This window comes from Allobosea sp. TBD101, from assembly GCF_059817965.1.
Genome location: NZ_CM187543.1, coordinates 556,734 through 572,307, shown reverse-complemented (window position 1 = coordinate 572,307; position 15,574 = coordinate 556,734). Strand labels below are relative to the sequence as shown.

The window sequence follows — 15,574 nt, the reverse complement described above, 5'->3', positions numbered from 1 at the left end:
AGGGGAGTGGGTTTCATGTTCGGTTTCAGGAAAATGCTGGTGGCCGCCGCAGCGCTCGTCGCGCTCGGCCAGTCCGCGAGCGCCTTCGAGCTCGGCGTCATCGGCTTCCAGTTCACCTCGGAGACGCATGCGCGCGTCGCCAACGCCGCGGCGGCCGCCGCCAAGGCCAAGGGCTGGAACGTCACGCTGCTGAACTCGGAAGGCGCGCTGCCCAAGCATGCCGAGCAGTTCGACGCGCTGATCGCCAAGAAGGTCGACGCGATCATCATCGCCATGGGCAAGCCGGTCGAGGCCGATGCCCAGTTCAAAGCGGCGAAGGATGCCAAGATCCCGGTCATCACCGTGCAGTCGGGCTCGAGCCCGCATGCGCTCTTCGACATCCAGACCAACGAGTACAAGGTCGGCGCCGATGCCGCGCTCTACCTGCTCGGCCAGCTCGGCTACCAGGGCAACATCGTCTCGGCCCGCTTCGACCTCAACGTCGCCTCGCGCATCCGCGGCCGCCTGCTCGACGCCGTCCTCGCCGAGAACCAGGCTGTGAAAGAACTCGGCAAGTTCTCGATGGCCCGCACCCAGAGCTGGCGCGACGATGTCCGCGCCGGCATGCAGGCGCTGCTGTTGCAGAACCAGGGCAAGATCAACGGCATCTGGGCTTCCTTCGACGGCCAGGCCTATATCATCGACGACCTGCTGCAGGCCCAGGGCGTGAAGAAGGGCCAGATCCCGCTGGTCTCGGTCGATGGCGGCAAGGAAAGCTACGAGCGCATCGCCGATCCGAACTCGACCTTCATGGCGACCGTCGCCGTGCCCTTCGACGAGATGGGCAAGCAGGCGGTCGATGCTATCCAGGCGATTGTCGTCGACAAGAAGCCGAAGGAGAGCATCACGCCCGGCCCCTATCTCTTCACGGAAGCCGTGCTGGTCGACAAGAACAACGTCCAGCAATTCCTGAAGAAGTGAGGCGTGCTTCCCGCGTCATGGTCGGGCCTGTCCCGACCATCCACGCCTTCGTCGTTCGAGGGCGGTGTTCAAGACGTGGATGCCCGCCACAAGGGCGAGCATGACGGCAGCGCCAGCCATTCGGGCCCATGACGAGCATTGAGGCCATGACCTTAACGACCTCTCCCACCCCCCTCCTCTCGCTGCGCGGCATAGGCAAGGCCTATGGCCCGGTCGTCGCCGTCCGCGATGTCGATCTCGACATCTTCAAGGGCGAGGTCGTGGCGCTCTGCGGCGACAACGGCGCCGGGAAGTCGAGCCTGATCAAGGTGATCTCCGGCGCCGAGGAAGCGACCAGCGGCACGATCAGCCTGCGCGGCAAGCCGGTCACCTTCGCCTCGCCGCATGACGCGCTGGAGAACGGCGTCGCGACGATCTACCAGGACCTCGCGCTGGCGCCGCGCCTCTCCATCGCCCAGAACGTCTTCATGGGCTCGGAATTGACCAAGCCTGTCCTGCTGCCCTTCCTGCGCATCCTCGACAAGAAGAAGATGATCGCGGAATCGCAGCGCTATCTCTCGCAGCTCTCCGCCGCGGTCACCGACATGACGCGGCCGGTCGAGCGCCTCTCCGGCGGCCAGCGTCAGGCGGTCGCGATCTCGCGCGCACTGCGCTGGAACGCCGAGATCATCATCATGGACGAGCCCACCGCCGCGCTCGGCGTCAAGGAAAGCGCGCTCGTCCTCGACCTCATCCGCAAGCTCAAGGCGGATGGGCGCACCGTCATCCTGATCAGCCACAACATGCGCGACGTCGTGGCGTTGGCAGATCGCGTCGTGATCATGGGCGCGGGCCGCAAATACGTGGACCGGCCGCTCGGCGATCTCACTGCCGACGACATCGCCCATATGATCATGGCCGGCAACGCCAAGGCAGCCTGAAGCGATGCGCGAAGCCATCATCATCGATACCGATCCCGGCCAGGACGACGCCGTCGCCCTGCTGCTCGCCTTCGCCAGCGCCGAGCGGATCGATCTCAGGGCGATCACCACGGTCGCCGGCAATGTCCCGGTCATGCAGACCACCGCGAATGCCCTGCGCATCCGCGACCTCGCCAGCCGCGACGACATCCCCGTCCATCGCGGTGCCGAAGCTCCGCTGGTCTTCGCTCTCGAAACCGCGGAATTCGTCTGCGGCCCGGATGGGCTCGCTGGAGCCGATCTGCCCCCACCGAAAAGCGAGGCGGCACCCGGCCATGCCGTGCAGGCGATCATCGATATCTGCCGTGCAGCGCCTGCGGAGGGCATCACGCTCTGCCCGCTCGGGCCGCTGACCAATCTCGCCCTCGCCTTCCGGCTGGCGCCGGACATCCTGCCGAAGGTCAAACGCATCGTACTGATGGGCGGCGCCATCGGCCTCGGCAACATCACGCCGGCCGCCGAGTTCAACACCTATGTCGACCCGCATGCCGCAGCGGTCGTGTTCGATTGCGGTCGACCTATCGTGATGTTCGGCCTCGGCGTCACGTTCCAAGCTATCGCCAGCCATGACCAGATCGCCCGCATCGGCGCGCTCGGCAACGCGGCGGGCAAGGCCGTTCACGGCATGCTGACGCGCCCGCGTCCCGGCGGGCTCGGCTCGAACGGCCACCCGATGCACGACCCCTGCGTCATCGCCTTCCTGCTCTGGCCGGACTTGTTCGAGGGCCGCGACTGCTTCGTCGCAATCGAGACCGGCGACGGCCCCTTGCGCGGGCGCACGACCATCGACTGGAACGGTCGCCTTAGGCGTGAGCCCAACGCCCATGTCGTCTCAGCCGTGAAGGCCCATGACCTGTTCGAGCAGATGATCGAACGCCTCGCCACGCTGCCTTGAAAGACTAGGACATGCCGCATTTCGTCGAAGCGCTGCAGCAGGAAGCAGCGGAAGCCATCGCGCAGATGCAGGAAGCGGCCCTGCGCGCCCGCCATGCCCATGCCCGCGCCGAATTGATGCGCCACATGCTGACCACGGCCCGCAAGGTCAAGGACAAGCCCAAGGCCGAAGCCGTCGAGACCGTCGTGCGCGAATGGATGGACGCCTGGAATCTCGGGCGTAGCGACTGGCCGCATATCGCCCGCGAAATGGAGACCTTCACCGAGGCCTTCCACGACTACGCCAATGATCCGAGCGATGCCCATGACACGCGCCTGCGCGAAACCTGCGCGGCGCTCGGTGCGGTGCTGGAGCAGGAGGGAACCTCGATCTCCGACCAGATGGCCTTCCGCTCGCAATGCGCCCATGGCTGGTGGGAATGGGTAAAACCCGTCCCCACCGAGCTGCCCGGCCGCAAGCCGCGCCCCTCCGTGCCGGCGCCTGAATCCGGCAAAGCATTCTGGGAAGCCGGCTGCGCCGATTTCTGCCGCTGAGCAGTTTGCGACGGAAACGCGTCGTCATCCCGGACAAGCCGCGAAGCAGCGCCGATCCGGGATCCATGTCGGAGCGCTTCCGTTGGAGGTTCAGGAATGGATCCCGGGTCTCCGCTATGCTCCGCCCGGGATGACCCGCGATAATCCCATGCAGTTCGAAGAGCGTTACGGCAGCTGCTGGTTCTCGAAGAAGCCGTCCAGCGGGATCTGGGTCGTCTTTTCGAAATCGTCCATCGCGTCGAGCAGGCGCTGCCGATAGTTGAGCAACGCCAGCAGCAATTGCGCCGCGTCGCGCGACAATCCGTAGCGCGCCCAGCTCTCGGATGTCCGCCGCTCCAGCCCGATCTGGTCGCCGAAGGCCTCGACCGTCTTGAAGCCGAGGCCCTGCACAACCTCGAGCAGTTCCTCTGCCGACATGCGCGGCTTCACGACATGGGAATGCACCCGCTCCAGCATCAGGCGGATATCGGAGGGCCGGAACTGCAGGGAGTTGCGCGCGAACTGCTCGAAATTATTGGCCATGGCGTGTCTCCCGTTCGGCTCCCTCTGTCGCCGGTTTCGCGCTGCCGGCCAGCAGGGCCTCCGCAGCGCCTTCGTCTGTGATCAGCACCTTTGCCGCGCTCGCCCGCAAGGCCGCGCGGATCGCATGTTCCTTATGGGCACCGCCGGCCGCGATCGCGACGAGGCCGATGCCCCTGAGATCGGCCGGGCTCACCGCCATGATACGCCGGTTGACCGGATGGTCCACCAGCTCGCCCTCGGCATCGATGAAATGGCAGACGAGATCGCCGACCGCCCCGGCTTTCTTCAGGCCGGCCAGATCCGATTGCGGCAGGAGCCCCTCACGGAACAGCGTCGAATCAGGGACGAGGTCGCCGACGCTGACCAGCGCGACATCCGCCGCCCGCGCCCGGTCGAGCAGGTCCCGCAAGGTCGGCTCGCGCCAGAGGGCATCGCGGATTTCGGCATTCGAGACGAAGACCGGCGCCGTCAACTGGAAGCAGTCGGCCCCGAACATGTCGGCGACGCGGCGCGCCACCGCCGAAGGATTGATACTGCGCGAATGGGTGAGGCCGCCCAATAGCGAGACCACCGACATCGCCTCGACCTGGCGCGGCTGCATGCCGCGCAGCGCCAGATGCAGGGTCTGCCCCCAGCCGACGGCCAGTGACATGTTGTCGGTCAGCTTGTCCGAGAGCCAGAGGCCGGCGGCATAGCCGACGAGCGCCGATACGCTGACCGCATCGCGCGCCGCCGGCACCACCACCGCCTCCTTCAGGCCGAAGGCGGTGACGAGGCCGCGCTCAAGACCCGCCTGCCGGGCCGAGCGCGCATCGATCCTGATCTTGACCAGCCCTTCGGAGCGCGCCGCCGCGAGCATGCGGATCACCTTGATCCGGCTCAGCCCCAGCGCCTCGGCGATCTGCTCCTGGGTCAGGCCCTCGACATAGTAGAGCCATGCAGCCCGGACTTTCGCCTCCGCGACCGGCACCTCGCCCTGGATCTGTCCTGCTCCGAATGCGTCTTCCACGAGCGCTCCCTGCCGCACCGCCTCGGGCACTTGCACCAGCATCACCGCATCGCGAGGTCCAAGGCAACCCGTTTGAACATCTGTGCGCTTGACAGGACGAATGACATGTTCTTTTGTTCCTATATAAGAACATATGTCCTAGGGAGTGACGTAACGATGGCCGCGATCCAGCCGCAGCCGCCTTTGGGCGCGCCCGTCGCCGGCCTGTCCCTGGCCGAAGCTCTCGAAATGCGTGCCAAGGCCGGCAAGTCGGTCCGCGTCGGTCTGATCGGCGCCGGCCAGATGGGCACCGACATCGTCGTCCAGATTTCGCAGATGACCGGCATCGAGATCGCCGCCGTCGCCGACATCGCACCGGATCGCGTCGCCGAGGCTGCCGCGCTCGCCGGGCGTAAGGGCGAGGTCGACAACGTTACCGACGAGGTCGGGCTCGAGGCCGCCCGCCGCAAGGGCCGCATCGCCGCGACCACCTCGCTCGACCTCATCTGCCGTTCGCCCGAGGTCGACGTCATCATCGACGCCACCGGCAATCCCGAGGCCGGATCGCGCGTGGCGCTGACGGCAATAGCCGCGCGCAAGCACATCGTGATGATGAATGTCGAAGCCGACATCACCATCGGCTCCTATCTCGCGGTCGAGGCCGCCAAGGCCGGCGTCGTCTACACGCTCGGCGCCGGTGACGAGCCCGCCGCCGCGATGGAGCTGATCAACTTCATCCGGGCGATGGGCTATCCGGTCGTCGCCGCCGGCAAGGGCAAGAACAATCCGTTCCGCATCGACGCGGTCCCGGCCGATTATGTCGAGGAAGCCACACGCCGGAACATGAACCCGCGCATGCTTGTCGAGTTCGTCGACGGCTCGAAGACCATGGTCGAGATGGTCGCCATCGCCAATGCCTGCGGCTTCGTGCCGGATATCCCCGGCATGCACGGCCCGGCCGCGCCGAAGGACGAGTTGCAGAATTATTTCTGCCCGAAGGAAGAGGGTGGCCTGCTTTCGCGCAAGGGCGTCGTCGATTTCTCGGTGGCCAAGGGCGTCGCACCCGGCGTCTTCGCCGTCGCCGAGATGCGCCATCCCCGCGTCCGCGAGCGGATGAGCGACCTGCATCTCGGCCCCGGCCCGTACTACTCCTTCTTCCGGCCCTATCACCTGACGAGCCTGGAAGTGCCGCTCTCGGCCGCCGCCGCGACGATCTTCAACCAGAGCCATATGCGCCCGCTGCCGGTGCCGACCTCCGAGGTCGGCTGCGTCGCCAAGCGCGATCTCGCCGCCGGCGAGACGCTCGATGCCATCGGCGAATACGGCTATCGCGGCTTCGCTCTCTCTCGTGCCGATGCACAGGCGCGCAAGGCCCTGCCGATCGGCCTCGCCCAGGGCGCGACCATGACCCGCCCCGTCCGCAAGGGCGAGCTGATCACGCTGGCCGACGCCACCCCCGACGAACGGCTGAAGATCGTCGAGGTGCGCCGCGCCCAGGACGCGATGATCGCCGCGCTGACCTCCGGAGCCCAGGCATGAGCGCTGACCAGAAGCCGAACCAGCGGCCCGAGCTCGCCGCCCTCGACGATACGACGGTGGCGCAGGCGCTGACCCGGATGCACCTGATCCGCAAGTTCGAGGAGGCGGCCGAGGCGAGCTACATGCGCGGCCTGATCCACGGCACGATGCATCTCTCGATTGGCCAGGAGGCAAGCGCGGTCGGCACGACGCTGCCGCTCGAAGCCCACGACTACATCCTCTCGACCCATCGCGGCCACGGCCACTGCATCGCCCGCGGCGCCGAGCCCAAGCTGATGTTCGCCGAGTTCTTCGGCAAGGAGACCGGCTACTGCAAGGGTCGCGGCGGCTCGATGCATATCGCCGATGTCGAGGGCGGCAATCTCGGCGCCAACGGCATCGTCGGTGGCGGCCTGCCGATCGCGGTCGGCGTCGGCATGAGCATCAAGGCGCAGAAGAACGGCCGCGTCTGCATGGTCTTCTTCGGCGACGGCGCCTCCAACGAGGGCGCCTTCCACGAGGCGCTCAACATGGCCTCGATCTGGAAGCTGCCGGTCATCTTCGTCTGCGAGAATAACAAATACGGCATGTCGATGGATATCGGCCGCGCCATGGCGGTGGCAAACGTCGCCGACCGCGCAGCAGCCTACGGCATGCCCGGCCATTGCCTCGACGGCAATGACCTCGCCGGCGTCGCGGCCGTGGCCAAGGTCGCGATCGCGCGGGCCCGCTCCGGCGAGGGGCCTTCGCTGATCGAGTGCAAGACCTATCGCTGGCGCGGCCATTCCAAGAGCGACCGCAATCTCTACCGCTCCAAGGAAGAGATCGAGGAATGGCGCAACCAGGACCCGATCCGGCGGCTCGAGGACGAACTCAAGGCACATGACCGCTTCGACGCGGCCGCGCTGATGAAGCTCGAAGAGGATGCCCAGCGCGACATCGACGCCGCCGTCGAGTTCGCCCGCGCCTGCCCGGACCCCGATCCGAAAGACCTGACCCGTGACGTCTATGCTCTCTGACACGCTCGAAGCCGTGAGCGAGATCCGCGAACTCTCCTACGCCGAGGCCGTGCGCGAGGCGCTCGGTCAGGCGATGGAGGCCGACGAGCGCGTCTTCCTGTTCGGCGAGGATGTCGGCGTCTATGGCGGCGCCTTCGGCGTTTCCGGCGATCTCGTCCATCGCTTCGGCACGGAGCGCGTGATCGACACGCCGATCAGCGAGCTCGGCATTGCCGGGGCCGCGGTCGGCGCCGCGATCACCGGCATGCGCCCGGTGCTGGAGATCCAGTTCTCGGATTTCGTCACGCTCGCGATGGAGCAGCTCGTCAACCAGGCGGCCAAGATCCGCTTCATGTTCGGCGGCAAGGCGAGCGTGCCGATGGTCGTGCGCCTGCCCGGCGGCTCGGGCACCGGCGCAGCCGCCCAGCACAGCCAGAGTCTGGAAGCCTGGTTCGCCCATGTGCCGGGGCTGAAAGTTCTCCAGCCGAGCACGCCGCACGACGCCAAGGGCATGCTGCTCGCCGCCATCGACGACCCCAACCCCGTCCTGATCTTCGAGCACAAGCTGCTCTACAAGACCAAGGGCCACGTCCCGGCCGAGGCCTATCGCGTCCCGATCGGCCAGGCCGCGATCCGCCGCGAGGGCACGGACGTCACCATCGTTGGTTCCTCGATCATGGCGCGCAAAGCGGAAGCCGCCGCCGAGCGGCTCGCCGCGGATGGCATCTCGGCCGAGGTCATCGACCTGCGCTCGATCCGCCCGATCGACTTCACCACCATCGCCGAGAGCGTGCGCAAGACGCATCGCCTGCTGGTCGTCTACGAGGGCGTGAAGACCATGGGCATCGGCGCCGAGATCTCGGCGATGATCGCCGAGAGCGAGGTCTTCGACTTCCTAGATTCGCCGATCATCCGGTTGGGCGGCGCCGACGCGCCGATCCCCTACAACCCGGTTCTGGAGAAGGCGGCCGTCCCGCAGGAGGACGACATCGTCACCGCCGCTACCAATCTCGTCCGCCGCGGGGAAGCCTGATGCCCATCGAGGTCATCCTTCCCAAGGTCGACATGGACATGGAGACGGGCACGATCGAGGCCTGGCATGTCAAGGAAGGCGACCAGGTCCGTCAGGGCGACACCATCTTCGAGATCGGCACCAACAAGGCCGTGATGGAGGTCGAGGCCCCCGCCACAGGCGCGATCCGAAACATCAAGGCCGAGACCGGCGTGCCGATCTCGGTCGGAACACCCGTTGCGTGGATCTACCTCGACGGTGAGGCCGCCACCACACCGTCCGAGCCGGCAGCCGCTGCGGCTACCGTGGCGGCTGCCACATCCCTTTCGAAGACCGAGGCGCCGGCCGCTCCGGTAATTGCGGTCGCACCGACCTCATCCGGCCTGCGCGCGACCCCGCTCGCCCGCCGCATCGCCCGTCAGAACGGCCTCGACCTCAAGACCGTGGCCGGCACCGGTCCGCGCGGACGCGTCAGTGAGGCCGACGTGAAGCGCCATCTGGAGCAGCGGCCGCGCTGCGCTCCCGCACAGGAAGTGCGCCCCGCACCGGCTCCATCGGCGAATGCTTCCGAAGGTCGCCTGCAACCCTTCTCGGCGATCCGCCGCATCGTCGCGAACCGGCTCTCCGAGAGCATGCGCACCGCCCCGCATTTCTATCTGACGTCCGAGATCGAGATGAGCGCCGCCCGCGACCTGCTCGGCCGCCTCGCCAAGCGGCACGAGCGCATCGGCGCACCCAAGCCCAGCCTGACCGTGCTGATTGCCCGCGTCGCCGCCCGCATCCTGCGCGATCACCCGGTGATCAACGCCTCCACGGAGGGCGAGGCGACCCGCTTCCACGAGCACATCGATATCGGCATCGCCATGGAGCGCGACGGCGACCTCGTCGTGCCCGTGCTGCGCGATGCCGGCAGCATGGATATGCCGGCCATGACCCGCGAATTCGCGCGGCTCCGCGAAGGCATGGCGAAGCGCACGCTGACCCCGGCCGAGCTCGGCGGCGGCACCTTCACCATCTCCAATCTCGGCATGTACGGCGTCGACTCGTTCACCGCGATCATCAACCCGCCGCAGGGCGCAATCCTCGCGGTCGGCCGCACCGTCGACAAGCCCGTCGGGCGCGAAGGTCAGATCGTGCTCAGGCCGATGGCGAACTTCACGCTGTCCTCGGATCACCGCATCGTCGATGGCGTCGCGGCGGCCCGTTTCATGGCCGATCTGCGCGAGGCCCTTGAAAACCCCGAGCTGCTTCTGTGAAGGAAGATATCGTCGGTCGCCGCGTCGCGGATGACCGGCACGAGATGACGATCTGACACGAAGATCGACCGGCGCATTTGGCGTAAAGGTCGGCATCGCGACAACGGAGGAGACAAGACCATGACCCTGACACGACGCCGCTTCGCCCGGCACGGCCTGATAATGACCGCTGCCGCCGCCCTGCTTGCCGCCGCGCCCGCCTTCGCGCAGGCCCCCACGGGCAAGCTCGTGCTCTACACCTCGCAGCCGGAGAAGGACGCGACCCAGACCGTCGCGGCCTTCAAGAAGGCCTATCCCAATATCGAGGTCGACATCTTCCGCTCCGGCACGACCGAGGTGATGGGCAAGCTCGCCGCCGAGATCTCGGCCGGCCAGCCCGGCGCCGACGTGTTGCTGATCGCCGATGCCGCGAGCATGGAGATCCTGAAGGCCCAGAAGCAGCTCCTCGCCTATCCCGGTGCCAGGACCGACGGCTTCCAGCCCGGCTCCTTCGACGCCGACAAGACCTATTTCGGCTCGAAGCTGATCACCACCGGCATCGCCTACAACACCGCCGCCAAGGAGAAGCCGACCTCCTGGACCGATCTCGACAAGCCCGCCTACAAGGGCCAGATCGCGATGCCGAGCCCGCTCTATTCCGGCGCTGCCGCGATCATGCTCTCGACCATGACCGCCCGCCCCGATCTCGGCTGGAAGCTGTTCGAGGGGCTTAAGGCCAACGAGGCCGTCGCCGTGCGCGGCAATGGCGCCGTCCTGAAATCCGTCGCCAGCGGCGAGAAGTCCTACGGCGTCCTCGTCGACTTCATGGCCTACAACGCCAAGAAGCAGGGCTCGCCGATCGATTTCGTCTTCCCGAAGGAAGGCGCGCCGGCCGTGACCGAGCCCGTCGCCATCCTCAAGTCGACCAAGAACGAGGCTGCCGCCAAGGCCTTCGTCGACTTCATCCTCTCCGATAACGGGCAGAAACTGGCGCTCTGGATGGGCTATATCCCGGCCAAGCCCAGCATCGGCTCCCCGTCCTGGCTGCCGGAAGGCACCAAGATCAACGTCATGGCCTCCGACATCGCGGCCGTGGTCAAGGCGACCGAGGCCGACAAGGCCCGCTTCGCCACCATGTTCGGCAACTGAGCCCGGACGCGGTGCGCATGTCTCTCGCCGATCCCGCGACGCTGCGCACGCGCGTCGAGGAGACGGGCCTCCTCTGGGGGCTCGTCGGCCTCGTCGCGCTCCTGTCGCTGCTGCCGATCGGGCGCCTGATCGTCGAGGGCCTCGCCCCCGGCGGCCAGCTCTCGGCGACGGCGCTCGGCAAGGTCATGGCAAGCCCCGCGACCTGGACGGCGACCTGGAACAGCCTCACCACCGCCATCGCCGGCACGATTCTCGCGACGCTGATCGGCGGTACGGTGGCGCTGCTGGCGACGCTGACCGATATCCGCGCCCGCAACGCCTTCACCTTCTGCTTCGTCCTGCCGCTGATGATCGCGCCGCAGGTCACGGCCTTGGCCTGGCTCCAGCTCTTCGGCCCGTCGAGCACATTGCTCAAGCTGATCGGAATGGCGCCGCCGCTCGGCAGCCGCAACCCGCTCTATTCGCGTGAAGGCATCATCCTGCTGCTTGGCCTGCAATATGCGCCGCTGGTCTTCCTGACCCTGCGCGCGGGCCTGCGCGCCCTGCCCAAGGAGCTGATCGAGGCCGGCCTCGCCGCCGGCGCAAGCCCGCTGACCGTTCTGCGCACCGTCGTCCTGCCCCTGATGACACCGCCGCTCGTCGCCGGCATCGCGCTCTGCTTCGTCTCCAGCCTCGGCAATTTCGGCATTCCCGCCTTTCTCGGCATTCCCGGCAATTTCCTCGTCCTGCCGACGCTGATCTACCAGCGCCTCTCAGGCCTCGGCCCCGGCGTGCTCTCCGAGGTCGCGATCCTCTCCCTGCTGATCGGCGTCATCGCGATGGCCGGCATTCTCCTGCAGGACCTGATGCTGCGCCGGCGCGATTTCCGGATCACCACGACCTCGAGTGCGGCGCGCCCCTTCGAGCTCGGCCGCTGGCGCCGCCCGGTCGAAATCGGGCTGTGGGCCTTCGCGATCCTCGTGCTCGCGATGCCCTTCCTCGGCCTGCTCTCGACCTCGCTGATCCCCGCCTTCGGCGTGCCGCTCAATGCCAAGACCGCGACGCTCGCCAACTACGCCTATGTGCTGTTCGAGCACGCCGCCTCGAAGCGCGCCTTCGTCAATTCCTTCCTGATGTCGGCGGGAGCCGCGACCCTGATCGTGCTGATCTGCGTGCCGCTCGGCTATTTCATCGTCTGGAAGAAGTCCCGCGCCCTGCGCCTGCTCAATCTCGCGGCCGAACTGCCCTACGCGATGCCCGGCGTCGTGCTCGCCATCGCCGCGATCCTTCTCTTCCTCAAGCCGCTGCCGGTGCTGAACGTCTCGCTCTACAACACGATCTGGATCATCGTCTTCGCCTATCTCGCGCGCTTCCTCGTGCTGGGCCTGCGCCCCGTCATCAGCGGCTACCTCCAGATCGACCGCACGCTGGAGGAGGCCGCCCAGATCGCCGGCGCCGGCCTGCCGCGCCGCCTCGTCACCATCATCTTCCCGCTGGTCGCGCCGGCTGCGGTCGCAGGCGCTCTGCTGGTCTTCCTCACCGCCTTCAACGAGCTCACCGTGTCGGCCCTGCTCTGGTCTTCAGGCGCAGAGACGCTCGGCGTCGTCGTCTTCTCCTTCGAGCAGGGCGGCGATTCCACCTATGCTTCGGCCCTGGCCGCCGTGACCGTGCTCGTCACGATCGGTCTGATGGCCTCCACCAGCCTCTTCGCCCAGAAACTGCCCCAGGGAGTCCTGCCGTGGCGCGACTGACCATCGACCGCGCGCAGAAGCGCTTCGGCTCCTATCTCGCGCTCGACGACGTCTCGATCGCGGTCGAGGACGGCGAGTTCCTCGCCGTGCTAGGCCCCTCCGGCTGCGGCAAGACCACGCTGCTGCGCCAGATCGCCGGCTTCGACAAGCTCGACGGCGGCCAGATCCGCATCGGCGACCGTCTGGTCTCTTCGGCGCAGACCCATATCCCGCCGGAGCATCGCAAGCTCGGCATCGTCTTCCAGTCCTATGCGCTCTGGCCGCATATGACGGTGGCCGAAAACGTCGCCTATGGCCTGACCGTCGCCGGCGTGCGCGATCCCGAGCGGGCGAAGCGCGTTGCGGCCGCGCTCGATCTCGTCGGGCTGAACGGTTTTGCGGAACGCAGGCCCGGCCTGCTCTCCGGCGGCCAGCGCCAGCGCGTCGCGCTCGCCCGCTGCCTCGTCACCGAGCCCTCGCTGGTGCTGCTCGACGAGCCGCTCGCCAATCTCGACGTCCACTTGCGCGCCTCGATGGAGGAGGAGTTCTCCCGCTTCCACGAGCGCACCGGCACGACCATGGTCTACATCACCCATGATCAGGCCGAGGCCATGGCGCTGGCCGACCGCATCGCCGTGATGGATCGCGGCCGCCTGCTTCAGCTGGCGACGCCCTCGCTGCTCTATCGCGAGCCGGCCAACGTGACCGTCGCCGGCTTCATCGGCGAAGGCATGGTGCTGCCGGCGACCATCCTGTCCGGGCCGCAGGCAGGCCATTGCAAGGTCAGCGTGCTCGGCATCGAGGCCGTCGTGCGCTGCCGGCCCGATCAAGCTGTCACCGGGCAGGCAAAACTCTGCCTGCGCGCCCGCGATATCGGCATCACCGCAACCGGGCAGGACGGCCTCCCGGCCACGGTGGAGCGCCTGTCCTATCAGGGTGGTTTCTTCCGCATGGAGGCGCGCCCCGCCAGCAACCAGGACATCGTCCTGCATCTCGACGCGGCCGAGCCCGCCCCGGCTCAGGCCGGCGAAGCCATCCGCATCGCCATCAGCGACGGCTGGATCATCCCGGAGAGCGTCTCCCTGGACAAGGCTGCGTGAGACCGGCGGCATGAAACTGAGGATTCATGGCGGGGTCGGCGAGAAGGGCCGGACCTGCATCGGCGTCGAGCACGCCGGGACCCGGCTCCTGCTCGATATCGGCGTCGACACCAGCGCGCGGGGCGCCACCTACCATCCGGCGATCACGCGAACCGAGCTCGAACGCATCGACGCGATCATCGTCACGCATGCGCATGAGGACCATGTCGCGGCGCTGGGCTGGTGCCTCGCCAACGGCTTTTCCGGCCGCATCCTGATGACCGCGGAATCCGCGGGCGAAACCGACGCCACGTTGGCCGCCTACGCGACGCCGGAGGAACGGGAACTCGCCGGACAGGCCCCCGTCGAGATCATCACGCACGGCGCGGATTTCGCCATTGGCCCGATCGCGATCCGCACCGGTCGCAGCGGCCATGTCGTCGGCGGCATCTGGTGCCACCTGAGCGCAGGCGGCCGCAGGCTCGGCTATTGCGGCGATGTCGTGCCGGATAGCCCGGTCTTCGCCATGGACGCCCTGCCGCCTTGCGACCTGTTGCTGGTCGATGCCTCCTATGGCGCCGACCGCATCCCCGCAGCCGAGCGCGGCGCAGCCATCACGCGCTGGCTCGCGGCCCATCCGCAGGGCGCCGTGCTGCCGACGCCGCTCTCCGGCCGCTCCATCGAGCTGATCGGGTTGATCGAGACGCCGATCGCGATCCACCCCGCGATGCGCGAGGCGCTGGCCCAGCAGATCGCGGCCACCGCCTGGCTGAGGCCCGGCGTCGCCGATATCCTCTCGGCCCGCTTCGCCGAGGCGCTGCTCTGGGAGGAGGGACAATCGCTCCCCGCCGCCGCCCTGCTCGTCGATGACGGCATGGGGCTTGCCGGTCCCTCCAAGGTCGCACTCGAGCAGGCCCGCCGCGAACGTCATCCCGTCCTGCTCACCGGCGGCATTCCCAAAGGCAGCCCGGCCGATCATATGCTGGCCGCAGGCGAAGCCGAATGGCTACGCTTCCCGACCCACCCGACTCTGCCCGAGAATATCGCGATCGCGGCGGCAAGCGGTGCCGGCCGCATCCTCGCCCATTCCTGCGATGCCGCGACCGCCGCCACGCTGGCTGCCGACATCCCCAAGCTCGTCACGGGTCTCAAGCCCGGCGACGCCATCGAGATCTGAAGCATTTTCAAGCGAAGTGGGTACCGGTTCGCGTGAAGAAAATGCGGCAAAACAGAAGTCTGACCATGCGCATCCTCATCGCCAATGACGACGGCATCGACGCTCCCGGCATCGCCCTTCTGCGCCAGGCTGCCGCGCGCGTCGCCTCCGATATCTGGGTCGTCGCGCCCGAGCGGAAATGGACAGCCGCCAGCCACCATCTCTCCTTCGACAAGGAGCTGACGCTCGCGCGCCGCGAGCAGCAGGTCTACGCATTGAACGGCACGCCGGCCGATTGCGTCGTCGCGGCCATGACCGTGCTGTTCCGCGGCGGCGGGCAGCCCGACCTCGTACTCTCCGGCGTCAATGACGGGCGCAACGCCGCCGAGGACGCGGCCTATTCCGGCACGCTCTCGATCGCCCGCGAGGCGAGCTTCTGGAAGCTGCCAGCCATCGGCTTCTCCCGGACCAAGGGCGGCACCTCCGAAGAGCGCGACGTCGCGGCGCTCGCTGCCCTGATCGAGAATCTCTGGCGGACGCGCGCGCAATGGACCCGCGAGGGCACGTTCCTGAGCGTCAATCTGCCGAAGGAGCTGCCGACCGAGGTCGGCCTCGCCGGCATCGGTCGCGACAAGATCGCGGGCGCGGCGGATATCGTCTCGGAAGAAGGCGACAAGATCGTCTGGCGCATCCGACGCGGCCGGCCGCATACGAGTCGTCCCGGCGACGAGAACAGCCTGATCGATTCAGGCCGGATCGCCATTGTCCGTCATTGCTGGAGCGATGGTGCTCCGCTCGATGCGGAGTTTGCCGTCGAGCTCAACGCGGTACTGAAGCAACCTGCGGGTTAAACTCACCCTG

At 67.5% G+C, this 15,574-nt stretch carries 15 protein-coding genes; 13 read left to right on the top strand and 2 right to left on the bottom strand.

Annotated elements, in window-relative coordinates; genetic code table 11:
• Positions 1–39 precede the first annotated feature (39 nt).
• The 4 genes from AC6RIC_RS02750 to AC6RIC_RS02735 all read left to right on the top strand — a co-directional run bounded on the left by AC6RIC_RS02750 (position 40) and on the right by AC6RIC_RS02735 (position 3,347).
• The gene (locus AC6RIC_RS02750; protein ID WP_499735006.1) at positions 40–960 is read left to right on the top strand and encodes a sugar ABC transporter substrate-binding protein; all 921 of its coding nucleotides are present in this window, start codon (positions 40–42) and stop codon (positions 958–960) included.
• 146 nt (positions 961–1,106) lie between these two features.
• Positions 1,107–1,880 carry an ATP-binding cassette domain-containing protein gene (locus tag AC6RIC_RS02745; protein WP_454654563.1) on the top strand — a complete coding sequence of 258 codons (774 nt, stop codon included), beginning with the start codon at positions 1,107–1,109 and terminating at the stop codon, positions 1,878–1,880.
• Between the two features lie 4 nt (positions 1,881–1,884).
• Complete coding sequence (locus tag AC6RIC_RS02740) at positions 1,885–2,814, top strand: nucleoside hydrolase (protein ID WP_499735005.1); 930 nt, start codon at positions 1,885–1,887, stop codon at positions 2,812–2,814.
• Between the two features lie 11 nt (positions 2,815–2,825).
• Positions 2,826–3,347, top strand: coding sequence for a hypothetical protein (locus AC6RIC_RS02735; protein WP_499735004.1), 522 nt, complete (start codon positions 2,826–2,828; stop codon positions 3,345–3,347).
• A gap of 165 nt (positions 3,348–3,512) precedes the next feature.
• Here the strand turns inward: AC6RIC_RS02735 and AC6RIC_RS02730 are convergent, their stop codons facing one another.
• Positions 3,513–3,869: a hypothetical protein gene (locus AC6RIC_RS02730; RefSeq protein WP_499735003.1), complete on the bottom strand. Its 357-nt coding sequence runs from the start codon at positions 3,867–3,869 to the stop codon at positions 3,513–3,515.
• Positions 3,859–4,878 (bottom strand): sugar-binding transcriptional regulator, encoded by a 1,020-nt coding sequence (locus AC6RIC_RS02725; protein WP_499735002.1) that lies wholly within the window; start codon positions 4,876–4,878, stop codon positions 3,859–3,861. The genes AC6RIC_RS02730 and AC6RIC_RS02725 overlap by 11 nt, the downstream gene beginning before the upstream one ends.
• A gap of 156 nt (positions 4,879–5,034) precedes the next feature.
• Between AC6RIC_RS02725 and AC6RIC_RS02720 the strand changes: the two genes are divergently transcribed.
• From AC6RIC_RS02720 to surE, 9 genes are all read left to right on the top strand, one after another.
• A complete protein-coding gene (locus AC6RIC_RS02720; RefSeq protein WP_499735001.1) occupies positions 5,035–6,396 on the top strand; it encodes an NAD(P)H-dependent oxidoreductase in 1,362 nt (453 codons plus the stop codon).
• Positions 6,393–7,394, top strand: a complete 1,002-nt coding sequence (locus AC6RIC_RS02715) for a thiamine pyrophosphate-dependent dehydrogenase E1 component subunit alpha (RefSeq protein ID WP_499735000.1) — start codon at positions 6,393–6,395, stop codon at positions 7,392–7,394. Before AC6RIC_RS02720 ends, AC6RIC_RS02715 begins: the two co-directional genes overlap by 4 nt.
• Positions 7,384–8,406: an alpha-ketoacid dehydrogenase subunit beta gene (locus AC6RIC_RS02710; RefSeq protein WP_499736541.1), complete on the top strand. Its 1,023-nt coding sequence runs from the start codon at positions 7,384–7,386 to the stop codon at positions 8,404–8,406. The genes AC6RIC_RS02715 and AC6RIC_RS02710 overlap by 11 nt, the downstream gene beginning before the upstream one ends.
• Positions 8,406–9,641 carry a dihydrolipoamide acetyltransferase family protein gene (locus AC6RIC_RS02705; protein ID WP_499734999.1) on the top strand — a complete coding sequence of 412 codons (1,236 nt, stop codon included), beginning with the start codon at positions 8,406–8,408 and terminating at the stop codon, positions 9,639–9,641. The genes AC6RIC_RS02710 and AC6RIC_RS02705 overlap by 1 nt, the downstream gene beginning before the upstream one ends.
• Before the next feature lie 120 nt (positions 9,642–9,761).
• A complete protein-coding gene (locus AC6RIC_RS02700) occupies positions 9,762–10,769 on the top strand; it encodes an ABC transporter substrate-binding protein (RefSeq protein WP_499734998.1) in 1,008 nt (335 codons plus the stop codon).
• 17 nt (positions 10,770–10,786) lie between these two features.
• Positions 10,787–12,499, top strand: a complete 1,713-nt coding sequence (locus tag AC6RIC_RS02695; RefSeq protein WP_499734997.1) for an ABC transporter permease — start codon at positions 10,787–10,789, stop codon at positions 12,497–12,499.
• A complete protein-coding gene (locus tag AC6RIC_RS02690; RefSeq protein WP_499734996.1) occupies positions 12,487–13,578 on the top strand; it encodes an ABC transporter ATP-binding protein in 1,092 nt (363 codons plus the stop codon). Before AC6RIC_RS02695 ends, AC6RIC_RS02690 begins: the two co-directional genes overlap by 13 nt.
• Before the next feature lie 10 nt (positions 13,579–13,588).
• The gene (locus AC6RIC_RS02685; protein WP_499734995.1) at positions 13,589–14,734 is read left to right on the top strand and encodes an MBL fold metallo-hydrolase; all 1,146 of its coding nucleotides are present in this window, start codon (positions 13,589–13,591) and stop codon (positions 14,732–14,734) included.
• 65 nt (positions 14,735–14,799) lie between these two features.
• Entirely contained in the window at positions 14,800–15,564 is a 765-nt protein-coding gene (surE, locus tag AC6RIC_RS02680; protein ID WP_499734994.1) for a 5'/3'-nucleotidase SurE, read from the top strand.
• The last annotated feature ends 10 nt before the right edge of the window (positions 15,565–15,574 follow it).

Excerpts from the sequence above, each read along its gene's own strand:
- surE (WP_499734994.1), top strand. The coding sequence starts at position 14,800 with ATGCGCATCCTCATCGCCAATGACGACGGCATCGACGCTCCCGGCATC.
- AC6RIC_RS02715 (WP_499735000.1), top strand. The coding sequence starts at position 6,393 with ATGAGCGCTGACCAGAAGCCGAACCAGCGGCCCGAGCTCGCCGCCCTC.
- AC6RIC_RS02685 (WP_499734995.1), top strand. The coding sequence starts at position 13,589 with ATGAAACTGAGGATTCATGGCGGGGTCGGCGAGAAGGGCCGGACCTGC.
- AC6RIC_RS02740 (WP_499735005.1), top strand. The coding sequence starts at position 1,885 with ATGCGCGAAGCCATCATCATCGATACCGATCCCGGCCAGGACGACGCC.
- AC6RIC_RS02720 (WP_499735001.1), top strand. The coding sequence starts at position 5,035 with ATGGCCGCGATCCAGCCGCAGCCGCCTTTGGGCGCGCCCGTCGCCGGC.
- AC6RIC_RS02730 (WP_499735003.1), bottom strand. The coding sequence starts at position 3,869 with ATGGCCAATAATTTCGAGCAGTTCGCGCGCAACTCCCTGCAGTTCCGG.
- AC6RIC_RS02705 (WP_499734999.1), top strand. The coding sequence starts at position 8,406 with ATGCCCATCGAGGTCATCCTTCCCAAGGTCGACATGGACATGGAGACG.
- AC6RIC_RS02745 (WP_454654563.1), top strand. The coding sequence starts at position 1,107 with ATGACCTTAACGACCTCTCCCACCCCCCTCCTCTCGCTGCGCGGCATA.
- AC6RIC_RS02700 (WP_499734998.1), top strand. The coding sequence starts at position 9,762 with ATGACCCTGACACGACGCCGCTTCGCCCGGCACGGCCTGATAATGACC.
- AC6RIC_RS02735 (WP_499735004.1), top strand. The coding sequence starts at position 2,826 with ATGCCGCATTTCGTCGAAGCGCTGCAGCAGGAAGCAGCGGAAGCCATC.
- AC6RIC_RS02695 (WP_499734997.1), top strand. The coding sequence starts at position 10,787 with ATGTCTCTCGCCGATCCCGCGACGCTGCGCACGCGCGTCGAGGAGACG.
- AC6RIC_RS02710 (WP_499736541.1), top strand. The coding sequence starts at position 7,384 with ATGCTCTCTGACACGCTCGAAGCCGTGAGCGAGATCCGCGAACTCTCC.